This is a genomic window from Paucibacter sp. PLA-PC-4 (assembly GCF_026241155.1).
In the GTDB taxonomy this organism is placed as follows: domain Bacteria; phylum Pseudomonadota; class Gammaproteobacteria; order Burkholderiales; family Burkholderiaceae_C; genus Roseateles_E.
Genome location: NZ_JAPFGP010000017.1, coordinates 18,434 through 40,749 on the forward strand (window position 1 = coordinate 18,434; position 22,316 = coordinate 40,749).

The window sequence follows — 22,316 nt, forward strand, 5'->3', positions numbered from 1 at the left end:
ATGGACTGGATCCTCGTTGTCGAGCAGGCCTTGAACGGCCTGCAGTTCGGGCTGATGCTGTTCCTGCTTGCCGCCGGGCTGACCCTCGTGTTCGGCATCATGGACATGATCAACCTGGCCCATGGTTCGCTTTACATGGTCGGCGCCTATCTGATGGCGGCCGTCACCGAGGCCAGCGGATCGTTCGGCCTCGGTGTCGGCGCGGCGCTTCTCGGCACGGCGGCCTTCGGCATGCTGCTGGAGGTGAGCCTGCTGCGCCGGCTCTATGCGCGCGATCACCTGAGCCAGGTGCTGGCGACCTTTGCACTGATCCTGATCTGCAACGAGGGCGTGCGCATGATCTGGGGTGCACAGCCGGTGATGCTGAACACTCCGGCCGCGCTGTCAGGCCCGGTCGAGCTGCTGCCCGGGCTGATGTATCCGGCCTACCGGCTGTTGATCATCGGTGTCGGGCTGGCGGTGGCGGTGCTGCTCTATCTGCTGGTCACGCGCACCCGCATCGGCATGTGGGTGCGGGCCGGGGCCTCGAACCGGGCGATGGCCACTGCGATGGGGGTCAATATCCGCTGGCTGTTCACAGCGGTGTTCGGCTTCGGTGCGGCCCTGTGCGCGCTGGCCGGCTCGCTGCTGGGCCCCATCCTGGCCGTGCAGGTGGGCATGGGCGAGAGCATCCTGATCCTGGCCTTTGTCGTGATCGTGATCGGCGGTATCGGCTCGATCCGCGGGGCGCTGGTTGGCGCCTTGCTGGTGGGCCTGGTCGACACCTGCAGCCGTACCTTGTTGCCCGCGCTGCTGCGCCAGCTTGCGTCTGCCGAGGTGGCCTCTAACCTGGGCCCGGCGCTGGCGTCGATCCTGATCTATGTCTTGATGGCGGCGGTGCTGTTCTGGAAGCCGCAGGGTCTGTTCCCGGCCCGAGGATGATGATGAATATGCGTACAAGTCAACTCCATCATCGCGGCCTGGGTCTGTGGACCTGGCCCTTGCTCGCGCTGCTGGCGGCGCTGCCGCCGCTGCTGACGGCCTTCGGCCTGGAGTTCTACATCGGCGTGGCCAGCCGGCTGCTGATCTTTGCGATCGCTGCGTCCAGCCTGAACCTGATCCTCGGTTTTGGCGGGATGGTCAGCTTCGGCCATGCGGCTTTTGTCGGCCTGGGTGCCTACACGGTAGGCATCCTGATGGACGCCGGTGTTGCCTCGGCCTGGGTCGCCTGGCCGGCGGCGATGCTGGTTGCGGGTCTTGCCGCTGCGCTGATCGGAGCGATCAGCCTTCGCACCCGGGGCGTCTACTTCATCATGATCACCTTGGCTTTCGCCCAGATGTTTTATTACCTGGTGATCTCGCTGAAGGCCTATGGCGGCGAGGACGGCTTGCCGCTGCCCGCGCGCTCGGCCCTGGGTGTCGATCTGAAGGACGACGCGATCTTCTTCTGGGTCGTGCTGACGCTGTTTGTCGCGGTGATGGGCCTGCTGCAGCGCCTGGTCAACTCGCCCTTCGGCTGGCTGCTGCAGGGCCTCAAGGAAAACGAGACCCGCATGGGCGCGGTTGGAGCCCGTGTGTTTGCGGTGCAGTGGCAGGCTTTTGTGCTGGCCGGCGCAATCGCCGGGTTGGCCGGAGCGCTGCTGGCCAATCTGAACGGCCTGGTGACGCCGCACACCATGCACTGGTCGCAATCGGGCCAGCTGATGATTATGGTGATTCTTGGCGGTGCCGGTTCGCTATGGGGCGGGGCGCTGGGCGCGGCGGCCTTCCTGCTGCTGGAGGAAGTGTTGGCCGGCTACACCCTGCACTGGCAGATGGCGCTGGGCGTGGTGCTGCTGGGCGTGGTGCTGTTCGCGCCCCAGGGCTTGGTGGGGATGATCAAGAGAAAGGCCGCCCGTGACTGAGCCGCTTCTGAAAGTCGACTCTCTGGTCAAGCGCTTCGGCGCGCTGGCCGCTACCGACCATGCCTCCTTCGAGGTGTGCGCCGGCGAGGTCCATGCGCTGATCGGCCCGAACGGCGCAGGCAAGACCACCTTGATTCACCAGATCTCCGGGGCGATGGCCTCGGATGCCGGCCTGATCCACTTCGCCGGGCAAGACCTGACTCCTGTCGACATGCCCGCCAGAGTGCGCGCCGGCCTAGTGCGCTCCTACCAGATCACCAGCATCTTCAAGCGCTTTTCGGTGCTGGACAACCTGGCGCTTGCAGTACAGGCGCGCCGGCCGGGCCAGCCGAGCTGGTGGCGCGCGGCGGTTAACGACGAAGCCGCCTACGCCGAGGCTTCTGTGCTGTTGGAGCGTATCGGTTTGGCTCGGCATGGTGACCGCCCGGCCGGCAGTCTGGGCCATGGCGAGCAGCGCCAGCTCGAGGTCGGCCTGGCCCTGGCCGCGCAACCGCGTCTGCTGCTGCTGGACGAGCCGATGGCGGGTATGGGGCCGGACGAGTCCGAGCGTATGGTGGAGCTGTTGCAATCCTTGCGAGCGCAAGACCTGACCTTGCTTTTGGTGGAGCACGATATGGACGCGGTGTTCCGGCTGGCCGACCGCATCTCGACCCTGGTGTTCGGCCGTGTCATCGCCAGTGGCACGCCGGCCGAGATCCGCGAGCATCCCGAGGTCAAGAAGGCCTATCTGGGCGATGAGATGGAGGCGGCGCTGTGAGCGAAGCCATTCTCGAGATCAGCGGGCTGGAGGCCTGCTATGGCAGCAGCCAGGTGCTGTTCGGCCTGGATCTGCAGATCAGGGCCGGCGAGGTCGTGACCCTGCTGGGCCGCAATGGCATGGGCAAGAGCACGACGCTGCGTTGTCTGACCGGTTGGATGGCCCCGAGCCAGGGCCGTATCCGCTTTGCCGGCCAGGACGTCACCGGGTGGAGCGCCGACCGCATCGCGCGCCTGGGCTTGGCCATCGTGCCAGAGGGCCGGCAGATCTTCCCGAACCTGTCCGTGCGCGAGCATCTGCAGGCCTTTGCCGGGAACCGCAGCGGCGCGAGCCAGCCCTGGGATGTCGAGCGGGTGTTCGAGCTGTTCCCGCGCCTGCGTGAGCGGGCCTCGAATATGGGCAACCAGCTCTCCGGCGGCGAGCAGCAGATGCTGGCCATCGGCCGGGCGCTGGTGACCAACCCCAAGCTGATGATCCTGGACGAGGCCACCGAGGGTCTGGCCCCGCTGATACGCGAAGAGATCTGGCGCTGCCTGGACCGGCTGCGCGAGGCCGGGCAGACGATTCTGGTGGTGGACAAGTATGTGCGGCGCCTGATCCGTCTGGCCGACCGGCACAGCATCCTGGAGCGCGGCCGTGTGGTCTGGGCCGGCGATTCGGCCGCACTGGATGCCGACCACGGCCTGTGGCAGCGTTATCTGGGGGTCTGAGCGAATGACAAACGCCTGTGTGTTCGAGCGGCAGGAACTGGTGCGCTTTGGCCATTGCGACCCGGCCGGCATCGTGTTCTATCCGCGCTATTTCGAGATGCTCAATGCGCTGGTCGAGGACTGGTTTACCCAGGGCCTGGGCGTGGACTACGCCCAGCTGCTGGGGCCGCGCCGCGTCGGCATGCCCAGCGTGCATCTGAGCAGCGATTTCAAGCGCATCAGCCGCATGGGCGATGTGCTGACGCAGCGCATCGAGATCCGCAAGCTGGGCCGCAGCTCGCTGAGCCTGGCCATTTCCTTCGATGGGCCCGATGGCCAGCGCGTTGCCTTCGAGCAGGTGCTGGTCTGCACCTCGCTGGACACGCACCAGTCCACCCCTTTTCCCGATGATTTGCGCGCCGCCCTGGAGCGAGCCGCAGGAGACAAGACATGACGAAACAAGTGCTTCAGCCCACCGACTGGGCCGCGCCACGCGGTTATGCCAATGGTGTGGCGGTGACGGGCCGGCAGATCTTCGTCGCCGGCCAGATCGGCTGGAACGGCCAATGCCAGTTCGAGAGCGACGACTTCATCGCCCAGGTGCGCCAGACTCTGCTGAATATCAAAGCCGTGCTGGCCGAGGCCGGCGCCGGCCCCGAACACATCACCCGGATGACCTGGTATCTGCTGGACAAGCGCGAGTACCTGGCGCGCGGCCGCGAAGTGGGCCAGGCCTACCGCGAGGTGCTGGGCCAGGAGTATCAGATTGCGATGAGCGCGGTGCAGGTGGCGGGTCTGATGGAAGATCGTGCCAAGGTTGAAATCGAGGTGACAGCGGTGTTGCCTGTGCAGGGCTAGGATTGCCCAGAGTTTTTGTAGTATCTAAAGGAGACTGACCATGGCCAAGGCCCAATTCCACTGGGACGACCCGCTCTTGCTGGAGCAGCAACTGACGGATGACGAGCGCGCGGTGCGCGACGCCGCCCGCGCCTACTGCCAGGACAGCCTGGCGCCGCGCGTGCTGGAGGCTTTCCGCCACGAGAAGACCGATGCCGGCATTTTCCGCGAGATGGGCGAGCTGGGCCTCTTGGGCCCGACCATTCCGGAGCAGTACGGCGGCGCCGGCCTGAACTATGTGTGCTACGGCCTGGTGGCCCGCGAGGTCGAGCGTGTCGACTCCGGCTACCGCTCGATGATGAGCGTGCAGAGCTCGCTGGTGATGGTGCCAATCAATGAGTTCGGCTCCGAGGCTACCAAGCAGAAATACCTGCCCAAGCTTGCCAGTGGCGAGTGGATAGGCTGCTTCGGCCTGACCGAACCGAACCATGGCTCCGACCCCGGCTCGATGATCACGCGGGCCAAGAAGGTCGACGGCGGCTATTCGCTCAGTGGCGCCAAGATGTGGATCACCAACAGCCCGATCGCCGACGTCTTCGTCGTCTGGGCCAAGGATGATGGCGGCCAGATCCGCGGCTTTGTGCTGGAAAAGGGCTGGAAGGGCCTGAGCGCGCCAGCCATCCACGGCAAGGTGGGCTTGCGCGCCTCGATCACCGGCGAGATCGTGATGGACGAGGTGTTCTGCCCCGAAGAGAACGCCTTCCCAGAGGTGCGCGGCCTGAAGGGCCCGTTCACCTGCCTGAACAGCGCCCGCTACGGCATCGCCTGGGGCGCGCTCGGTGCCGCCGAGGACTGCTGGATGAAGGCGCGCCAGTATGTGCTGGACCGCAAGCAGTTCGGCAAGCCGCTGGCCGCCAACCAGCTGGTGCAAAAGAAGCTGGCCGATATGCAGACCGAAATCACGCTGGGCCTGCAGGGCTGCCTGCGCCTGGGGCGCATGAAGGACGAGGGCACCGCTGCGGTCGAGATCACCTCGATCATGAAGCGCAACAGCTGCGGCAAAGCTCTGGACATCGCCCGCGTCGCCCGCGACATGCTGGGCGGCAATGGCATCTCCGACGAGTTCGGCATCGCCCGCCACCTGGTCAATCTGGAAGTGGTCAACACCTACGAGGGCACGCATGACATCCATGCGCTGATACTCGGGCGGGCGATGACGGGGATCGCGGCGTTCTGAGGAGCAGACTTGCTGTTTGGGGCTGGGCCTTGTCAGCGCAAAGGACTGGGTTCTGACTGGCAAGAGACAATGGTGCAGACCCACTCGCTGAGCTGTCACTCCGCAAACCAAATGCAGGGCGGTCTGCCCTGCACTTCACTCAGTTCATCGCTGCGGCAGTGCTGCTGGTCTCCGCCGCGTTCAGGTCCGCCCGCCGCGCACCGGTGAATCGCTTGGCCCAGTAGGCCTCGCGCATGTCCTCCACGCGCACCTTCGAGCCGGTGCGTGGCGCGTGGATGAACTTGCCCTCTCCGACATAGATGCCGACATGGGAGAAGGTGCGGCGCATGGTGTTGAAGAACACCAGGTCGCCGGGCTTGAGCTCGGTCTTCTTGACCGGAGCCAGGCTGGAGAGCTTGGCCTGCTCGTCGGCCCGGCGCGGCAGCACCAGGCCCACGCTCATCTCGAAGATGTGGCGGGTGAAGCCGCTGCAGTCAAAACCGCTTTCGGCGGAGTTGCCGCCACGCTTGTAGGGCACGCCGAGAAAATTCATTGAGGCCAGCACCAGGTCCGAGGCCTTGTCCCGCACCTGGTCCAGCAGGCCGCCGCTCTCGACCGATACCTGGCCTAGCAAGCCGCGCTCCTGCAGGAAGCGGCTGACGGCATCGCCCGCGCCCGCGGTGGCCGGCTGCGAGGCGGCCGGGGCCGGCGCTTGCGGCAAGGCCTGACCCTGGGCCGCAGCGACGGCAAGCAGCAGACCGCAGGCCGTCAATAGGCGCTGCCATCGGGTGCTGTGAGGGGGGAGTCGGCTGGCGTCGAACATGGGTGTCGGCGCGCAGCTTATGGGGGGGCTGTGAAAGGTGTCAAGCGAGAAGGGCGGCGCTCACGGGTAAGCCCGGGGGCGCATCAGGGCAAAGTTGGTACTAACCCGAATTGGACCACAGCTCTGCTGGCAATCCCCCTGTGCAAGGGCTTGCGCTGGCGCAAGCATTGGTAACTTGTGCTCCATTTGTGAGCAAAGTCTCGCGCCAGGGTCAGTCTGCCGTCAGTCCGGTTTTCTGAAATGCCTGGGCATAAGACACAGGAGACATCAATGCGCGCGCCCAGCTATGCCGATTTCCATGCCCGTTCCTTGCATGACCGCGAGGGCTTTTGGACCGAGCAGGCAGCGCTGATCGAGTGGCACAGGCCGTTTGATCAGGTGTGCGATCTGCGAAAACCGCCGTTCGCGCGCTGGTTCGTCGGTGGCCGCACCAATCTGTGCCACAACGCGGTGGACCGCCATGCGCGCTCGCGTCCTGAGGCCAATGCGCTGATCTGGGTCTCGACCGAGGTGGACGAGCAGAGGGTCTACAGCTTCGAGGCGCTGCAGCGCGAGGTCGAGCGCATGGCGGCGATGCTGCTGGCCCAGGGCGTGAGCCAGGGCGACCGGGTGCTGATCTACATGCCGATGATTCCTGAGGCGGCATTCGCAATGCTGGCCTGCGCCCGTATTGGCGCGATCCACTCGGTGGTGTTCGGCGGTTTTGCCAGTGTCTCGCTGGCCAGCCGCATCGATGATGCGACGCCGAAGCTGATCGTCAGTGCCGATGCCGGCAGCCGCGCCGGCAAACTGCTGCCCTACAAGCCGCTGCTGGACGAGGCGATCCGGCTGGCGGCGCACAAGCCCGAGCATGTGTTGCTGGTTGACCGGGGCCTGGCGGCGATGGAGCGGGTGCCGGACCGTGACCTGGACTATGCGGCGCTGCGCCAGCAGCATCTCGAAGCCCGCGTGCCCTGCGTCTGGCTCGATGCCGAGCACCCCAGCTACACGCTCTACACCAGTGGCACAACAGGCAAGCCCAAGGGCGTGCAGCGCGACACCGGTGGCTACGCGGTGGCGCTGGCAGCCAGCATGAAGCACATCTTCTGCGGCCAGCCGGGCGAGACCTACTTCTCGACCAGCGATATCGGCTGGGTGGTGGGCCACAGTTACATCATCTACGGGCCGCTGCTGGCTGGCATGGCGACGATCATGTACGAGGGCCTGCCGATCCGACCCGATGCTGGCATATGGTGGAGCCTGGTCGAGAAGTACAAGGTCTCGGTGATGTTCAGTGCACCGACCGCCGTGCGGGTGCTGAAGAAGCAGGACCCGGCCCACTTGTCCCGTTACGACCTGAGCTCGCTGCGCGCGCTGTTCTTGGCCGGCGAGCCTTTGGACGAGCCGACCGGGCGCTGGATTGCCGAGTCGCTGGGCCGCCCGGTGATCGACAACTACTGGCAGACCGAGACCGGCTGGCCAATCCTGACCGTCGCGCACGGCATCGAGGCCACACCGACCCGCTTCGGCTCGCCGGGGCTGGCGATGTATGGCTACGATGTCCAACTGCTGGACGAGCACAGCGGCGAGCCGCTGACCTCGCCAAACCAGAAGGGCGTGCTGGCCCTGGGCTATCCACTGCCGCCCGGCTGCCTGCAGACGATCTGGGGCGACGATGCGCGCTACCAGAGGACTTACTGGTCCAGCATTCCCGGCCAGCAGGTCTACTCGACATTCGACTGGGCGCTGCGTGACGCCGACGGCTACTATTTCATTCTCGGCCGCACCGACGATGTCATCAACGTGGCCGGCCATCGCCTGGGCACGCGCGAGATCGAGGAGAGCATTGCCAGCCATGCCAATGTGGCCGAGGTTGCGGTGGTGGGCGTGGCAGATGCGCTCAAAGGCCAGGTCGCGATGGCCTTTGTGGTGTTGAAGAACGCGGCCGTGGAGGTGCTGCGCGAGGAGGGCGAGATCATGAAGCGGGTGGACGAGCAGCTCGGCTCAGTGGCGCGGCCGGCGCGGGTGCGCTTTGTCACGGCTCTGCCCAAGACCCGCTCGGGCAAGCTACTGCGTCGTGCGATTCAGGCGGTCTGCGAGGGTCGCGATCCGGGCGATCTGACGACGATCGAGGATCCCGCCGCGCTACAGCAGATCCGCGAGCTGTTCTGAATCGGTCACTGATCCCTCCGACATCGTGCTTCATCGCATCGCCGCCCCGCCTAGCGACCGAGGCGGCACAATCCGCGCGCGCCGCCATCGCGGCCACAGTCAACGGAGATGACCGCATGAAGCTTCACAAGACCTGCTTGCTGGCCGCCGGCCTGCTGGCCCTGAGCGCCTCGGCGCAGACCTCTCAGGCCACAGCCACGGGCCTGCCCGGCCCGGCCTTCCCGCAGTACAAGAACGCCGCCCAGATCAAATCGGCCTGCGACAAGGGCCTGAGCGCGGCCCGTCAGCGACTGTCCGGCCTGGAGCGCCGCAAGGTCGATGCCGGCTGGCTGGCCGCCTACGATGACTTCTATGCCTTCATCGAGGACACCCAGTACCCAATTGAATTCGTGCTCAACGTCCACCCCGACAAGCCGGTGCGCGAGGCAGCGCAGGCCTGCTCGCTGCGCTGGGCTGATTTCAGCTCCAGCTACGGCCAGAACGAGAAGATCTATCGTGCCTTGAAGTCCGCGCCCGCCGCCGATGCGATCGACCGCGAGCTGGTGCGGGTGGGCCTGGGCGGCTTCGAGGACGGCGGTGTGGCCCTGCCGCCTGCGCAGCGCAAGCGCGCCAAGCAGATTCTTGACAAGCTCAGTGAGCTGAACCAGAACTTCGAGAAGAACATCCGCGATGCCGGCGTCAAGGTGGTGTTCACCGAGGCCGAGCTCAAGGGCGTGCCTGAAGGCGTTTGGAAGAGCGCGCCGCGCGATGCCGAGGGCCGCATCGTGCTGGGCGTCGACTACCCGAGCTATGGCCCGGTGCTGCAGAGCGCCGACAGCGGCGCGGCGCGCGAGCGCATGTGGCGGGCCAAGACCAATGAGGGCGGGGCGGCCAATCTGAAGCTGCTGGCCGAGATCATTCAGGCGCGGCACGAGTACGCGAAGTTGTTCGGCTTCACGAACTATGTGGACTTCAATCTGCGCCGCAAGATGGCCAAGGACGCGGCCACTGCCTGGAAGTTCCTTGACGAGGTCAAGAGCACGGTGACCGAGGGTGAGCGCGCCGACCTGCTGGAGCTGCGCGCCGCCAAGGCCGAGCAGCTCGGCACCGCGCCTGAGGCGACCACGGTGCAGCGCTGGGACGCCAGCTACTACAGCGAGCGTATCCGCCAGCAGCGCTACAGCGTCGACCAAGAAGCCTTCCGCCAGTACTTCCCGCCGCAGGAGAGCCTGCTGTTCACAATGCGCATCGTCGAGAAGATGATGGGCGTGCGCTACACGCCGGTGAAGGCTCAGCTCTGGCACCCCGAGGTGCAGGCCTTCGCGGTCAACGACGCGACCACCGGCAAGGCGCTGGCGACCATGTATGTGGACCTCTATCCCCGCGAGGGCAAGTACAACCATGCGGCAGTCTGGCCGCTGCGCTCCAGCGCGACACGCATGGGCCGCACGCCGACCGCCGCTTTGGTCGTCAATTTTGATCGCAAGGGCCTGACCTTGGACGAGGTTGAGACCCTACTGCACGAGCTAGGCCATGCGGTGCACAACAATCTGTCGCAGACCCGCTATGCCAGCCAGGGGGGCACCTCGGTCATGCATGACTTCGTCGAGGCGCCCTCGCAGATGCTGGAAGACTGGGTCTACGACAAGCAGGTGCTCAAGTTGATGGCGGAGGTCTGCGCGAGCTGCAAGCCGGTGCCGGACGCGCTGGTCGACAAGGCCCAGGCCGCCAAGGACTTTGCCAAGGGCTCGCAGTATGGTCGCCAGCATCTGTATGCCGGCTACGATCTGGCTCTGCACGGCCCGGACGTGCCAGAGCCAATGGCGCTGTGGGCCAAGATGGAGGGCGCGACGCCGCTGGGCCATGTGGCGGGCACGATGTTCCCGGCCGGCTTCGGCCATGTGGCTGGCGGCTACGGTGCCGGCTACTACGGCTATCTGTGGAGCCTGGTGCTGGCGATGGACCTGCGCACCGAGTTCAACGCCGACAAGCTCGGCCCCGAGACCGGCCGGCGCTACCGTGACATCGTGCTGGGCAATGGCGGCCAACGCCCGGCGCCCGAACTGGTGCATGAGTTCCTGAAACGCGAGCCCAACGCCAAAGCCTTCTTCGACTATCTGCGCAAGTAAGCGGGCCTGGTAACTGGTCAGTAATTCACCTCGCCCTACAAAGCAAGCGATGGCTCTCGTGGGAGAGCTCGCTTGGGGAGATGGTGATGAGACAGCTTGTAAATACGGCCCTCGGTCTGGGCCTCGCTTTGGGTTTGTGGGGCTGCGGTGGCGGCGACGGTGTTGATGAACCCATTGCCGCCGCGCCGACACCGGCGCCGGTCCCAGCGCCGACGCCAACGCCTACGCCTACGCCTACGCCAACGCCAACGCCTACGCCTACGCCTACGCCTACGGCCACCCCAGCGATCAGTGCCGGCCTGGGCTATGGTTTGCTGCTGCGTGCCGATGGGGCGGTGCTGCTGCTGGGGCGCAGCACGCTGCTGGACCGCACGCCCGGCACGGCCTTGGCGAGCAGCACGGCTCGGGTAATCAGTGGCATTGAGGCCAGCTCGATTGCTGCAGGCCGCCTGAGCTCTCTAGCGTTGGGCCGGGACGGCCTGCTGTACGGCTGGGGCGTGAGCAGCGGCGGCACGCTGGGCGGCGACGCGATCAATGCCAATGTGGATGCGCCGCGCCCAATGGCCGGTGTCGACGGCGTGGTGGCGGGCCTGCCCGTCAGCAGCTACTCGCTGGCCCTTCGCAATGACGGCACGGTCTGGCATTGGCCTGGTGTGCTGAGGTATGCGCCCGAATCGGTCGCACCGCGCCAGATCGGCGGTTTCAGCGGCGTGCGCAAGTTGGCTGCCGGCATGACCGGAGGCGTCGACAGCAAGCAGGCGCCGCTGGCGATCAAGTCCGACGGCACGGTCTGGCGGCTGTCTTGGAGCACCGCGACGGTGATGGGAACGGGCGGCCCTGAGCAGGTCCATAGCGGCAGTGCGGAGCAACTGGCCGGCCTGGCTGACGTGGTCGATGTCTCATGCACCCAGCACTGCCTGGCGCTACTGAGCAATGGCCGAGTGATGGCCTGGGGGCGCAACGTCGAAGGGCAACTGGGTAACGGCAGCAGCGGCGACTTCGTGCCGGTGATGGTGCCGGCCCTGGTGCCGGGTCTTGACAGCGTGCGCGCGATCGGTGCCAGCCGCAATGCCTCGGTGGCCGTCGGCAGCGACGGACGCGTCTGGGCCTGGGGCGGCAATGCCTACAGCGGGCTGGGCAATGGGCTCCCGGTCACCTCGCCGACACCGCTTGCCAGTCTTGCGGCGGCGGTCGATGTCTCCTGCGACGACGGCCTGTGCCTGTTGCGTCTAGGCGATGGCACGGTCTGGGGCTGGGGCGGCAACGGCAACGGCGAGCTGGGCGACGGCAGCACGCTGGAGCGCCACACACCGGTGCGGGCCTTGGGCTTGTCCTTGAACTGAGGCCTGGGTTGTAATGCCGACTGTCTTGTCGGCTAGGGAGCGCAGCATGGGGACGGCGTGGCAGTTGCAGTTGCTGGGGGTACCGCATCTGCGCAGGCTTGGCGCGGCCGACTCGCCACCCGAGCCGCTGGCCCGCAAGGACGCTGCCTGGCTGGCCTATGCTGCGCTGAATAAATCGGCGACCAGCGCCACGCTGGCACTGATGCTGTGGCCTGAGGTCACGGAGCCGGCGGCGCTGAACAATCTGCGCCAGCGCATCTACCGGCTTCGCCGCGCCACGGGGGCGCGGCTGGTCGAGATGGGCGAGCGCATCGAGCTGGCGCCAGATCTGAGCGTCGATACGGTGCCGCTGGAAACGCGATTGGGCGACGACCCGGAGGTCCGAATCGAGCCGCTGCTGGCGGGTTTCGAGTACGACGCTGAGAGCGAGTTCGCTGCCTGGCTGACGGTCGAGCGCCAGACCCGTGCCCAGGCGCTGCGGGAGCTTCTGGCCCGGCTCGCGGCGGAGGCGGAGCAAAAAGGCCAGCTGGTGCTGGCTCTGCGCTATGCCCGCCGCCAACTGAGCGAGGACACGCTCAGCGAGTATGCGCACCGCCGCCTGATGCGCCTGCACTATCTGCGCGGCGATACCGCCGCTGCCGTGGCTGCCTTCGAGGCCTGCGAGGCCGCACTGAAGGAAGGTCTGGGCTTGCGGCCCGGCGCAGAGACCCTGGCTTTGCTGGACTTGGTTGAGCGTGGGCAAGCCCTGACCCCACTGACTCCGCTCGCGCCGGGTCTGCCGGCGGTGAGCCTGATGCGCCCACCACGTCTGGTCGGGCGCGAGGAGCTGCTGTCCCAACTGGCGCGGGCAGAGTCTGCGGTGACGGTGCTGGTGGGTGAGGCAGGCATGGGCAAGACCCGGGTGCTGCAGGAGCTCGAGCGCGGCTACGGTGCGGCGGTCTTGCATGTGCAGGCGCGGCCAGGCGATGCCGGTGTTCCCTACGGCAGCCTGGTGCGTCTGGTGCGCGCGCTGAAGGAGCGCGTTGAGCTGTCTGATGGCACAGCCCTGGCCCCGCTGCTGGACGAGGCGAGTGTGCCCAGGCTCCGGACCACGGTGCAGCAGTTGCAGCGGGCGTTGGAGGATTTGCTGGCCCGGGCCGGGCTCGCCGGGCTCACGCGCTTGCTGGTCGACGATCTGCACTTTGCCGACCGGGCCAGTGTCGAGATGCTGCTGGAGCTGGTGCGCTCTGATGCGCTGCAGGGCTTGCGCTGGGTGCTGGCTCACCGGCCGGCCGCCGCCGCCGATGCCGACCTCGCTTTGCTGCAGGACCTGGCCGAGTCGCCGCAGGCCCGCTGGTTGCAGGTCTTGCCGCTCAGCGAGCCTCAGCTGCAGGAGTTGGTGGATAGCCTGGGTCTGAACGGGATGGATCCCGCGCACGGGGCTGCCGCGCTGGCGCGCCATACGGGTGGCAATCCGCTGTTTGTCATCGAGACCCTGCGGGCCTCGTTGCAGGGTCGACCTCAGGCCCGGGTGTTGCCGCAGCCGGTCGGGTTGATGCATCTGCTGGAGCAGCGGCTGCGCCGGCTATCGGACGCCGCGTTGGCCCTGTCGCGGGTGGCTGCGATTGCGGTGCCCGACTTCAGCGTGGCTCTGGCCGAGCAGGTGCTGGGTGCGCCGGCGCTGGCGCTGGCCAATGCCTGGGACGAGCTGGAGGCCGCCCAGGTCTTGCGCGGCACCGACTTCGCGCATGACCTGGTGCATGACGCGGTGCTTCGCATCACACCCGCCGTGCTGACGGCTCATCTTCATGGGCAGGTCGCGGCTCTGTTGCTGCAGCAAGGGGTTGAGCCTGCACGCGTGGCCGCGCACTGGCAGGCGGCCGGTCAGCCGCGTCCGGCGGCCCAGGCATTCGCGGCGGCCGCCCAGCGCGCTCAGGCCGCCGGGCGAGCGCGCGAACAGGCCCAGCTGCTGCTGGCCCAGGCCGATGCACTGGAGTTGGCCGGGGATGTGGCGCCCGCCCGGCTTGCCCGGCTGGCGGCAGTTCGGCCGCTGCTGCTGGGCGAGGGAGCAGCAGCGGCCCTAGCGCTGAGCGAACGGCTGCTGCCGGCGCCGGCCGACCGGGCGGCTCCGGCGGCGCAGGCCTGGGCGCTGCACGCGCTGACTTGTCTGTGGTCAGGTCGCTTGGCCGATAGCGAGGAGGCCGGCCGCCATGCGCTGGCGCTGGCCGAACCGCATGAGGAGCTGGTGCGCATGGAGGCTGCGCGCTGCGTCGCCCAGGCATGCGGGCAACTGGGGCGGCCCGAGGAGGGGCTGGCGCTGCTGGCGCCCTGGGAGGAGCGTGTCGCCAGCGTCGACGATGTGGAGCAGCGGCTGGATTTCTGCGGCACCTATGTCAATCTGAAGATGTACACGGACCGGCCGGTCGAAGCGATGGACTGGACCCAGCGCCATCTGCGCTGGGCAGAGCAGGCCGGACATCTGAGCGAGCAGGTCAGCGCGCACATGAATCTGGTCGGCCATCGCTTGCGCCAGGGCGATCTGGAGACTGGCGTCGCGCATGCGCAGGCCGCTGCCGCACTGGCCGCCGATGCCGGGCAGCTCCAGGAACTGGCGGCGTGGAATAACGCGGTGCTGGGCTACATGTTGTGCGGACTGGGGCGCTATGCCGATGGCCTGACACGGCTGGAGAGCGAGCTGGCGCGCACGCCGGCGGGCATCGGCGCGCTGCGGGCCAATCTGGAGCAGTGGCTGGCCCAGTCCTGGCTGAACTTGGGTCAGCCGGCGCGAGCGCTGCATGTGCTGGGTGGCGATGAGGCGGTGCCGCCAGGCAACTGGCGTGCCAAGCGGCTGATCATGCGGGCGCGCCTGACGCAGGCGCTGGCCGGCGACGCGAGCCCCATGCTCGACGAGGCGCTGGCAGCCTCGCTCAAGCCCATGCATCGCTATGACTGGCTGCAGATCCGACTGTTGCAGGCGCAGCAGGCCGAGCCCGACCAGGCCCTGCGCTGCTGCGAGGAGTTGCAGCCGCTGATGGCGCAGCGCCAACTGCAGGGTCTGGCGGCTGAGCTCGAGCGTGTTCGTCTGCGGGCGCTGTTGTTGCAGCCGACGCTGGACGCCGTGCCAACCTGTGCCGGCCAGCTGGAGGTAATGGCGCTGCGCTGGCGGCATCCGATGTTCAGCCCGGCCCAGCAGTTGGCGCAAGCCGCACAAGGGTTTTCGCGGCTCGATCTGGCGGCCGATGCCCGGCGCTGCCGGCTCGCGGCCCTGCACTGGGTGCATCTGCAGGTGTTTCCGCAGGTGCCGGCAGCTTTCCAGGACAGTTTTCTGCATCGCAGCGCCGTCACGGCCGGCCTGTCGGCCGCCGAGTTGTCGGTGCACTGAACGCGCCTGCCCGATACTGGCGCAATGCCCGAGCTTGACCGCCCCATCCTCGATGCGCCGACGCGTCGCTTCCTGCCTTGGCTGGTCGCGCTGGCCTTCTTCATGCAGACCTTGGACACGACCATCCTGAACACGGCGTTGCCGGGCATGGCCGCCGATCTGGGCGAGAACCCGCTGCGCATGCAGTCGGCCGTGGTCGCCTATATGCTGACCGTTGCACTCTTGATCCCAGCCTCGGGCTGGCTGGCAGACCGCTTCGGTACGCGCCGACTCTTCATCTGGGCCATCGTGCTGTTCAGCCTGGGCTCGCTGGCTTGCGCGCTCAGCCCCTCACTGCGGGTGTTGGTCGCGGCACGGGTGCTACAAGGGGTCGGCGGGGCGCTCTTGGTGCCAGTCGGGCGGCTGGCGGTGTTGCGCGCGTTTCCGAAGGAGGAGTTCCTGCCGGTGATGACCTTCATCGCCTTGCCGGGGCTGATCGGGCCGCTGATCGGGCCGGCGCTCGGCGGCCTGCTGGTGCAGTACGCCAGCTGGCACTGGATCTTTCTGATCAATCTGCCGGTCGGTGCCCTGGGTGTCGCGGCCAGCCTGCGCTACATGCCCCAGCTCAAGAGTGCAGCGCCCGGCCGCTTCGACTGGGGCGGCTTTGTGCTGTTCAGCCTCGGGCTGATGCTGCTGTCGGTCGGGCTTCAAGGCTTCGGCGAGCACGTGATCAGCGTCGCGGTGAGCATCGTGCTGGTGGTGGCCGGCATGGCCAGCATAATGGCCTACTGGCTGCATGCGGCGCGTGCGCCGGCGCCGCTGTTCAATATGCGGCTGTTTGCGATCCCGACCTACCGCATCGGGCTGATAGGGAATGTGTTCGCCCGCCTGGGCAGCGGCGCCACGCCCTTTTTGACGCCGATGTTTTTGCAACTTGGGCTGGGCTTTTCTCCCAGCGTAGCTGGGCTGTCGATGATCCCCACGGTACTCGGCGCGATGCTGACCAAGACAGTGGCGATCAAGCTGATACGCCGCGCCGGCTACCGCAGCGTGCTGGTCTTCAACACGGTGCTGCTGGGCCTGATGATCGCCAGCTTTGCACTGGTCGACCGCGACACCTCGCACCTCTGGCTGGCCCTGCATCTGGGTCTGTTCGGCATGGTCAACAGTATGCAGTTCACCGCGATGAACACTTTGACCCTGGGCGACCTTGACGCGCAGACCGCCAGCAGCGGCAACAGCCTGCTGTCGGTTGTGATGCAGCTATCGATGAGCCTGGGCGTAGCTACCTCCAGCGCTTTCTTGTTGCTGTATTCCGGGGCAGAACGCAGCGTGGATCTGCTGCCGGCGTTCCAGGCCACCTATTTGTCGATCGGCGTGATGGCGGCGTTGGCGGCCTTCATCTTTGCCCAGTTGCGTCGCCACGAGGGTGTGACTGATGCCGGCGACACGATGGGACAGGAATAGTCACGCGCTTCGTCCACAATCGGTGCGCGGCGGATCGCGCTGCGCTGTGGGAGCAATCATGGGCTTGATGGATTCTTTGCTGGGCGCGGCCCAGCAGGCCTTGAACGGTCAGCAAGGGCAGGGCGGCGGCGTCGATTGGGTCAGCCTGATCGGCGGCCTGCTGGCCAACCAGAGCTCGGGCCAGGGCGGCGGGCTTGCCGGCATCCTGCAGCAACTTCAGGCCGCCGGCCTGGGCGAGCAGGTGCAGAGCTGGGTCTCGACCGGGGCCAATCTGCCGGTCTCGGGCGATCAGCTGGGCTCGGCCCTGGGCGGGGATCTGCTGGGGCAGCTGGCCGGCCAGGCAGGAGTCTCGACCAGCGAGGCAGGTGCGCAGCTGAGCCAATGGCTGCCGCAAATCGTCGACCAGCTCACGCCCAATGGCCAACTGCCCAGCGGCGGCGTGGATCTGGGCGGGCTGCTGGGACAGTTGCTGCGTCGCTGAGCCTTCAGCGGCTGCGGCGCCAGTCGGTCTCGATGAAGCGCATCACGCTGTCCTCGTGGTGGGGGCCTATCACCGCATGGGCCTCTTGCTTGACCTCGGCGATGGCATTGCCGACCGCGATACCGCGGTGCGCGGCGCGCAGCATTGTGATGTCGTTGACCTGGTCGCCGAACACGACGATCTCGCGCTCGTGCAGATCGTAGCGCTGGGCCAGGGTCTTGATCGCCTGGTCCTTGGTGGCCCGCCGGTCGTGCAGGGTCAGCCAGGGCCAGCCGGGGCGGTAGAGGTCGTCGGCCAGATGGATATCGATCGCGTCGCCGGCCAGGGCCTGGATCTCTGCCATCAGCGCCCGCATCGGCGCCGCGCGTTCGATCAGAATCATCGTCACTACCGGGTCGACCAACTCGGCACCGATGTTGTCGGTGTGGCGCAGCCGCGGGTCGCCGTTGCTCTGGCGCTGCTCGACGAAGTCCAACTGGGCTTCGTTGTGCACCGACTGCCAGAACAGGCGGTCGCCGCGTGGCCCGTAGGTGGCCGCAAAAGGCATGAAGCCGCGCCAGCGCATCAGCGCGAAGATGGCCTGGGCCAAGGCCGGATCCATCGCATGGACCAGCTCGTGCTGGCCGCTGCTCATCTCACTGATGTAGGCACCGTTGGCCGAGATCACCGGCAGGCGCAGCGGCAGATCACGGAGGATGCGGCCGATCGACGAGACATGGCGTGCGCTAGCCACCGTGAAGGACAAGCCCTCGTCCAGCAGCCGGACCAGGCCGGCACGGGTGAACGCGGACAGCTCGGCCTGCGGATTCAGCAGCGTGCCGTCCAGATCCGAAACATACAAAGTCATCAAAAACCCAACAGCCAACAGCTACAAATGGTTGGGGCCAGAACTGCCGGACGTGCCAGTCAGTTCCAGCCCTCAATGACTAGAGCACCTCGGAAGCAAAATCGGCCAGCCGCGAGCGCTCGCCGCGAGCCAGCGTGATGTGGCCGCTATGGCCCCAGCCCTTGAAGCGGTCGACGGCAAAGGTCAGGCCCGAGCTGCCCTCGGTCAGATAAGGCGTGTCGATCTGGGCCAGATTGCCCAGGCAGACGATCTTGGTGCCGGGACCGGCACGGGTGATCAGGGTCTTCATCTGTTTGGGAGTCAGGTTTTGCGCCTCGTCGATGATGACGAACTTGTTCAGGAAGGTGCGACCGCGCATGAAGTTCAGGCTCTTGATCTTGATCTTGCTGCGCACCAGGTCATTGGTGGCGGCGCGGCCCCACTCGCCGGAGCTGCTGTCGCCGCGCGCCAGCACTTCCAGGTTGTCGTCCAGCGCGCCCATCCACGGGCCCATCTTCTCTTCTTCATTGCCGGGCAGGAAGCCGATGTCCTCGCCGACCGGCACAGTCACCCGGGTCACGATGATCTCGGAGTAGCGGCGCTCGTCCAGCACCTGCTGCAATCCGGCGGCCAGTGTCATCAGGGTCTTGCCGGTGCCGGCGGTGCCGGTCAGCGTGATGAAGTCGCAGTCCGGGTCCATCAAGAGGTTCAACGCGAAGTTCTGCTCGCGGTTGCGAGCGGTCACGCCCCAGACCGAGTTCTTCTGGTGACCGTAGTCCTTCAGGGTGCGCAGGACGGCGCTCTTGCCGGTGATCTCGGTGACCTTGGCATACAGCGGCGCCGCGCCGGGTGCCTCCAGGTAGATGAACTCGTTGATCAGCAGCGAGGGCACCAGCGGGCCGCTGATGCGGTAGTAGGTGATGCCGCCTTGCTGCCAGCTCTCCATGGTCTTGCCGTGGCGGTCCCAGAAGTCGGCCGGCAGCGCCTGAACGCCGGTGTAGAGCAGGTCTGAATCTTCTAGCGTCTTGTCGTTGCGGTAGTCCTCGGCGGGCAGGCCCAGCGCACGGGCCTTGATGCGCATATTGATGTCCTTGGACACCAGCACCACCTCGCGGCCAGGCTGCTGGCGCTGAAGCGCCTGCACCACACCGAGGATCTGGTTGTCCGCCTTGCCTTGCGGCAGGCCCTGGGGCAGCGGCGTGTCGATCAGCCCGGTCTGAAAGAACAGCTTGCCACCGGCCTCGCGGTGGCCGGTGTGGTCCAGCGGCAGGCCCAGAGCCATTTCTTCCAGCGTGCTGCTTTGCAGGCTGGCGGCCAGCGCATCGAGGTCGCGGCTGACCTGGCGCACATTGCGGGCCACCTCAGTCATGCCCTTCTTGTGGCCGTCCAACTCTTCGAGCGTGATCATCGGTAGATAGATGTCGTGCTCCTCGAAGCGGAACAGGCACATCGGATCGTGCATCAGCACATTGGTGTCCAGCACGAAGAGCTTGGCCGGGCCGGCGATACGCGGCTTGGCGGCGGCCTTGGGCTTGGCGGTTTTTTGGGGCGCTGGCGCCGGGCTTGGCGTGACCAGGGCCAGGCTGGGCTGCGGGCTCGGCGCGGCGGCGGCCGGCGCCTGCTTCCTGGCCGCAGACTTGGTTGGCGCTCTGTTTGGCAGTCTATTAGGCGCATTGGTCGAGGATGCAACGGCGCTGGGCGCGGTCACCGTCTCTATCGTTGCCGCGCGGCTGGGAATCGTTTGGGGTGTTTTGCTGACCGCCAGCGTGGAGGCAAAGGCGGAGGGCTCGAGGAGGCTGGCGCGTTTGGTCGGAGGCTTGGGCAGTGGCATGAGGTATTGAGCAGGCCGCGTTTACGGTCTGGAGGTCAAAGGCAAAAGATAGATGTCCGGGCCGAAAAAGCAAAAAGCCGCACAGGCTGCTGTGCGGCTTTGGGGGGATCTGGCTGCGTGGCTACCGGGCATGGAAGCCATTATGCACAAAGCCTCATGAGGGCCGAGGCAGGTGCTGCAGCGCGGCAAAGATGCAACAAAGCCGGCCAGAAATACTTCCTCGGCCGGCTTCGCGTGGATACTGCAGAGCTCGCCGTGAGGTTCAGGCGGCTTCTTTCTTGAAGGACTTGACAGCCTTCAGGACTTCGTCGACATGGCCGGCGACCTTGATGCCGCGCCACTCGGCACGCAGCACGCCGGCAGCGTCGATCAGAAAGGTGGAGCGCTCAATGCCCTTGACCTTCTTGCCGTACATGATCTTGTTTTTGACCACGCCGAACATGTGGCAGAGCTTCTCTTCGGTGTCGGCAATCAGCTCGAAGGGCAGTTCCAGATTCTGCTTGAACTTGTCGTGCGACACCATATTGTCGCGCGACACGCCCAGCACCACGGCGCCGGCTTTGACGAAGTCCTTGTGGCGGTCACGGAACTGCATCGCTTCGGTGGTGCAACCCGGCGTGTTGTCCTTCGGGTAGAAGTACAGCACCACGGCTTGACCGAGAAAGGCTTGCGGTGTGAACTTCACGCCGCCGGTGGCAAGAGCTTCAATGTCCGGGAGAGGTTTGTTGAGCGCTGGCGTCATGTGGCGTTCTGTAAAGATGTGTGCCCGGGTGGGCATAGCCGCCAATTATACGTTGAACCGCAAGCCCTCTTGTCGCCACTGGGGGGGATTGCCAGCATAGCGGGTTTGGCCGCTCTTCAGGGGCGTTCTATCAACAAGGCGGCCAAGACCGTGCGACTTTCACTGGCCAGCACGTTGTAAGTGCGGCACGCCGCGGCCAGATCCATGGTTTCTACGCCGATGCGCGCTGCGATCAGGCTGCGGTAGAGCGCCGGGCGAGCGAAACGGATCCTTGCACCGCTTCCGAAAATCACTAGCTCGGGCTTGAGCGCCAGGATACGCTCGAAATGCGCTTCGCTCAGGTCCTCAAAGCGCGCCAAGCCCCAGGTCTGCACTTCGCCGCGCCAGGGCACCAGCAGGCTCTCGCCGTGCTGCTGGCCGTTGACCCAGACGTTCTGGCCGTCGTGTCGGGAGATGCTGTTGCCGCCTTGCGGCTCGTCAAGTTGGAACTTCATGCTGTTGTACGGGCGCTGTCGGCCGGGGCGGGTGCAAACCCTGTGTTTAAATTCTACGTTTGCAGCCCCACGCCCCCAGGAGTCCCGTCTTGAAGCCCATCGCCAAGTCCAGCAAGCTGGCCAATGTCTGCTACGACATCCGCGGACCCGTGCTCGACAAGGCGCGCCAGATGGAGGAAGAGGGTCAGAAGATCATCAAGCTGAACATCGGCAACATCGCCGCCTTCGGCCTGGAACCGCCGGACGAAATCGTCCAGGACATGATACGCAACCTGCCTGCGGCGGCCGGCTATACCGATTCCAAGGGGCTGTTCGCGCCACGCAAGTCGGTGGTGCACTACTGCCAAGAAAAGCAGATCCACGGCGTCACGGTCGATGATGTGTATCTGGGTAACGGCGCCTCCGAGCTGATCGTGATGGCGCTCAATGCCTTGCTGGACAACGGCGACGAGGTGCTGCTGCCGGCGCCCGACTATCCGCTGTATACGGCTGCGGTGGCGCTGTCGGGTGGCAATCCGGTGCACTACATCTGTGACGAGAGCAGCGACTGGTTCCCCGACATCACCGACATCAAGGCCAAGATCACGCCCAACACCAAGGCCATCGTCGTCATCAATCCGAACAACCCCACCGGCGCACTCTACCCGGAGAGTCTGCTGCGGGAGATTGTCGAAGTGGCCCGTCAGCACCAGCTGATCATCATGGCCGACGAGATCTACGACAAGACGCTTTACGACGGCGCCGTCCACACCAGCATCGCCTCGCTGGCCGATGATGTGCTGTGCCTGACCTTCAACGGCCTCTCGAAGAACTACCGCGCCTGCGGCTACCGCGCCGGTTGGATGGTGGTCTCCGGCGAGAAGCGCCATGCCAAGGACTACATCACCGGCCTGAACATGCTGGCCTCGATGCGCTTGTGCGCCAACACACCGGGCCAACTGGCGATCCAGACGGCCTTGGGCGGCTATCAGAGCATCAAGGATCTGGTGGCACCGAACGGACGGCTGTGCCGCCAGCGCGATCTCGCCTATGAGTTGCTGAGCCAGATTCCCGGCGTCAGCGTGGTCAAGCCGAAAGCGGCGCTTTATATGTTCCCCCGCCTGGACCCCAAGATCTATCCGATCGAGGACGACCAGCAGTTCGCCTACGAGTTGCTGGCCGAGGAAAAGGTGCTGATCGTGCAAGGGACGGGCTTCAACTGGACAGCCCCCGATCACTTCCGCCTCGTGTTCCTGCCCAATTCCGACGATCTGAAGGAAGCGGTGGGCCGCATCGAGCGTTTCCTGGCGCATTACCGCAAGCGTGCCGGGCGTTGAACGAACCTAATC

19 protein-coding genes are annotated in these 22,316 nt (G+C 66.1%); 14 read left to right on the plus strand and 5 right to left on the minus strand.

The features are described 5' to 3' along the window. Genes OOZ63_RS22620 through OOZ63_RS22650 form a run of 7 tightly spaced genes read left to right on the plus strand, consistent with a single transcriptional unit; the run spans position 1 to position 5,403 of the window. Entirely contained in the window at positions 1 to 921 is a 921-nt protein-coding gene (locus OOZ63_RS22620) for a branched-chain amino acid ABC transporter permease (protein WP_266007892.1), read from the plus strand. Between the two features lie 8 nt (positions 922 to 929). Next, positions 930 to 1,883: a branched-chain amino acid ABC transporter permease gene (locus OOZ63_RS22625; RefSeq protein WP_266007893.1), complete on the plus strand. Its 954-nt coding sequence runs from the start codon at positions 930 to 932 to the stop codon at positions 1,881 to 1,883. Continuing rightward, positions 1,876 to 2,640, plus strand: a complete 765-nt coding sequence (locus OOZ63_RS22630; RefSeq protein ID WP_266007894.1) for an ABC transporter ATP-binding protein — start codon at positions 1,876 to 1,878, stop codon at positions 2,638 to 2,640. The genes OOZ63_RS22625 and OOZ63_RS22630 overlap by 8 nt, the downstream gene beginning before the upstream one ends. Beyond that, entirely contained in the window at positions 2,637 to 3,350 is a 714-nt protein-coding gene (locus OOZ63_RS22635) for an ABC transporter ATP-binding protein (protein ID WP_416234773.1), read from the plus strand. Before OOZ63_RS22630 ends, OOZ63_RS22635 begins: the two co-directional genes overlap by 4 nt. A 4-nt stretch (positions 3,351 to 3,354) precedes the next feature. Further along, a complete protein-coding gene (locus tag OOZ63_RS22640; protein WP_266007895.1) occupies positions 3,355 to 3,783 on the plus strand; it encodes an acyl-CoA thioesterase in 429 nt (142 codons plus the stop codon). Then, a complete protein-coding gene (locus OOZ63_RS22645; RefSeq protein WP_266007896.1) occupies positions 3,780 to 4,187 on the plus strand; it encodes a RidA family protein in 408 nt (135 codons plus the stop codon). Before OOZ63_RS22640 ends, OOZ63_RS22645 begins: the two co-directional genes overlap by 4 nt. A 40-nt stretch (positions 4,188 to 4,227) precedes the next feature. Next, on the plus strand, positions 4,228 to 5,403 hold the full coding sequence (locus OOZ63_RS22650; RefSeq protein ID WP_137942287.1) for an acyl-CoA dehydrogenase: 1,176 nt from the start codon (positions 4,228 to 4,230) through the stop codon (positions 5,401 to 5,403). A 139-nt stretch (positions 5,404 to 5,542) separates the two neighbouring features. On the opposite strand, the gene OOZ63_RS22655 is transcribed toward OOZ63_RS22650, so the two are convergent. Then, positions 5,543 to 6,205 (minus strand): C40 family peptidase, encoded by a 663-nt coding sequence (locus OOZ63_RS22655; protein ID WP_266007897.1) that lies wholly within the window; start codon positions 6,203 to 6,205, stop codon positions 5,543 to 5,545. 240 nt (positions 6,206 to 6,445) lie between these two features. On the opposite strand from OOZ63_RS22655, the gene OOZ63_RS22660 reads away from it, so the two are divergent. The 6 genes from OOZ63_RS22660 (at position 6,446) to OOZ63_RS22685 (ending at position 17,095) form a co-directional block, all read left to right on the plus strand. Next, positions 6,446 to 8,356: a propionate--CoA ligase gene (locus OOZ63_RS22660; protein WP_266007898.1), complete on the plus strand. Its 1,911-nt coding sequence runs from the start codon at positions 6,446 to 6,448 to the stop codon at positions 8,354 to 8,356. 116 nt (positions 8,357 to 8,472) lie between these two features. After that, positions 8,473 to 10,464 carry a M3 family metallopeptidase gene (locus tag OOZ63_RS22665; protein WP_266007899.1) on the plus strand — a complete coding sequence of 664 codons (1,992 nt, stop codon included), beginning with the start codon at positions 8,473 to 8,475 and terminating at the stop codon, positions 10,462 to 10,464. Positions 10,465 to 10,550: 86 nt separating this feature from the next. After that, positions 10,551 to 11,807 (plus strand): RCC1 domain-containing protein, encoded by a 1,257-nt coding sequence (locus OOZ63_RS22670; RefSeq protein WP_266007900.1) that lies wholly within the window; start codon positions 10,551 to 10,553, stop codon positions 11,805 to 11,807. 46 nt (positions 11,808 to 11,853) lie between these two features. After that, positions 11,854 to 15,168, plus strand: a complete 3,315-nt coding sequence (locus OOZ63_RS22675) for an AAA family ATPase (RefSeq protein WP_266007901.1) — start codon at positions 11,854 to 11,856, stop codon at positions 15,166 to 15,168. Positions 15,169 to 15,192: 24 nt separating this feature from the next. Next, positions 15,193 to 16,614, plus strand: coding sequence for a multidrug transporter subunit MdtD (gene mdtD, locus OOZ63_RS22680; RefSeq protein ID WP_266007902.1), 1,422 nt, complete (start codon positions 15,193 to 15,195; stop codon positions 16,612 to 16,614). Next, positions 16,586 to 17,095: a YidB family protein gene (locus OOZ63_RS22685; RefSeq protein WP_416234774.1), complete on the plus strand. Its 510-nt coding sequence runs from the start codon at positions 16,586 to 16,588 to the stop codon at positions 17,093 to 17,095. The genes mdtD and OOZ63_RS22685 overlap by 29 nt, the downstream gene beginning before the upstream one ends. A 4-nt stretch (positions 17,096 to 17,099) precedes the next feature. Here the strand turns inward: OOZ63_RS22685 and OOZ63_RS22690 are convergent, their stop codons facing one another. From OOZ63_RS22690 to OOZ63_RS22705, 4 genes are all read right to left on the minus strand, one after another. Beyond that, complete coding sequence (locus tag OOZ63_RS22690) at positions 17,100 to 17,942, minus strand: HAD family hydrolase (protein WP_266007904.1); 843 nt, start codon at positions 17,940 to 17,942, stop codon at positions 17,100 to 17,102. A gap of 79 nt (positions 17,943 to 18,021) precedes the next feature. After that, entirely contained in the window at positions 18,022 to 19,752 is a 1,731-nt protein-coding gene (locus OOZ63_RS22695; protein ID WP_266007906.1) for a PhoH family protein, read from the minus strand. Positions 19,753 to 20,014: 262 nt separating this feature from the next. Beyond that, positions 20,015 to 20,494, minus strand: a complete 480-nt coding sequence (locus tag OOZ63_RS22700) for a peroxiredoxin (RefSeq protein ID WP_137942299.1) — start codon at positions 20,492 to 20,494, stop codon at positions 20,015 to 20,017. Between the two features lie 116 nt (positions 20,495 to 20,610). Then, positions 20,611 to 20,988 carry an Mth938-like domain-containing protein gene (locus tag OOZ63_RS22705; protein WP_266007907.1) on the minus strand — a complete coding sequence of 126 codons (378 nt, stop codon included), beginning with the start codon at positions 20,986 to 20,988 and terminating at the stop codon, positions 20,611 to 20,613. An 89-nt stretch (positions 20,989 to 21,077) separates the two neighbouring features. On the opposite strand from OOZ63_RS22705, the gene OOZ63_RS22710 reads away from it, so the two are divergent. Continuing rightward, positions 21,078 to 22,304, plus strand: coding sequence for a pyridoxal phosphate-dependent aminotransferase (locus OOZ63_RS22710; protein WP_266007908.1), 1,227 nt, complete (start codon positions 21,078 to 21,080; stop codon positions 22,302 to 22,304). Positions 22,305 to 22,316: the final 12 nt, after the last annotated feature.

Coding starts and splice junctions, on each gene's coding strand:
- OOZ63_RS22675 (WP_266007901.1), top strand. CDS start 11,854: ATGGGGACGGCGTGGCAGTTGCAGTTGCTGGGGGTACCGCATCTGCGC.
- OOZ63_RS22670 (WP_266007900.1), top strand. CDS start 10,551: ATGAGACAGCTTGTAAATACGGCCCTCGGTCTGGGCCTCGCTTTGGGT.
- OOZ63_RS22625 (WP_266007893.1), top strand. CDS start 930: ATGCGTACAAGTCAACTCCATCATCGCGGCCTGGGTCTGTGGACCTGG.
- OOZ63_RS22645 (WP_266007896.1), top strand. CDS start 3,780: ATGACGAAACAAGTGCTTCAGCCCACCGACTGGGCCGCGCCACGCGGT.
- OOZ63_RS22620 (WP_266007892.1), top strand. CDS start 1: ATGGACTGGATCCTCGTTGTCGAGCAGGCCTTGAACGGCCTGCAGTTC.
- OOZ63_RS22700 (WP_137942299.1), bottom strand. CDS start 20,494: ATGACGCCAGCGCTCAACAAACCTCTCCCGGACATTGAAGCTCTTGCC.
- OOZ63_RS22650 (WP_137942287.1), top strand. CDS start 4,228: ATGGCCAAGGCCCAATTCCACTGGGACGACCCGCTCTTGCTGGAGCAG.
- OOZ63_RS22640 (WP_266007895.1), top strand. CDS start 3,355: ATGACAAACGCCTGTGTGTTCGAGCGGCAGGAACTGGTGCGCTTTGGC.
- OOZ63_RS22665 (WP_266007899.1), top strand. CDS start 8,473: ATGAAGCTTCACAAGACCTGCTTGCTGGCCGCCGGCCTGCTGGCCCTG.
- OOZ63_RS22660 (WP_266007898.1), top strand. CDS start 6,446: ATGCCTGGGCATAAGACACAGGAGACATCAATGCGCGCGCCCAGCTAT.
- OOZ63_RS22685 (WP_416234774.1), top strand. CDS start 16,586: ATGCCGGCGACACGATGGGACAGGAATAGTCACGCGCTTCGTCCACAA.
- OOZ63_RS22655 (WP_266007897.1), bottom strand. CDS start 6,205: ATGTTCGACGCCAGCCGACTCCCCCCTCACAGCACCCGATGGCAGCGC.
- OOZ63_RS22705 (WP_266007907.1), bottom strand. CDS start 20,988: ATGAAGTTCCAACTTGACGAGCCGCAAGGCGGCAACAGCATCTCCCGA.
- mdtD (WP_266007902.1), top strand. CDS start 15,193: ATGCCCGAGCTTGACCGCCCCATCCTCGATGCGCCGACGCGTCGCTTC.
- OOZ63_RS22690 (WP_266007904.1), bottom strand. CDS start 17,942: ATGACTTTGTATGTTTCGGATCTGGACGGCACGCTGCTGAATCCGCAG.
- OOZ63_RS22695 (WP_266007906.1), bottom strand. CDS start 19,752: ATGCCACTGCCCAAGCCTCCGACCAAACGCGCCAGCCTCCTCGAGCCC.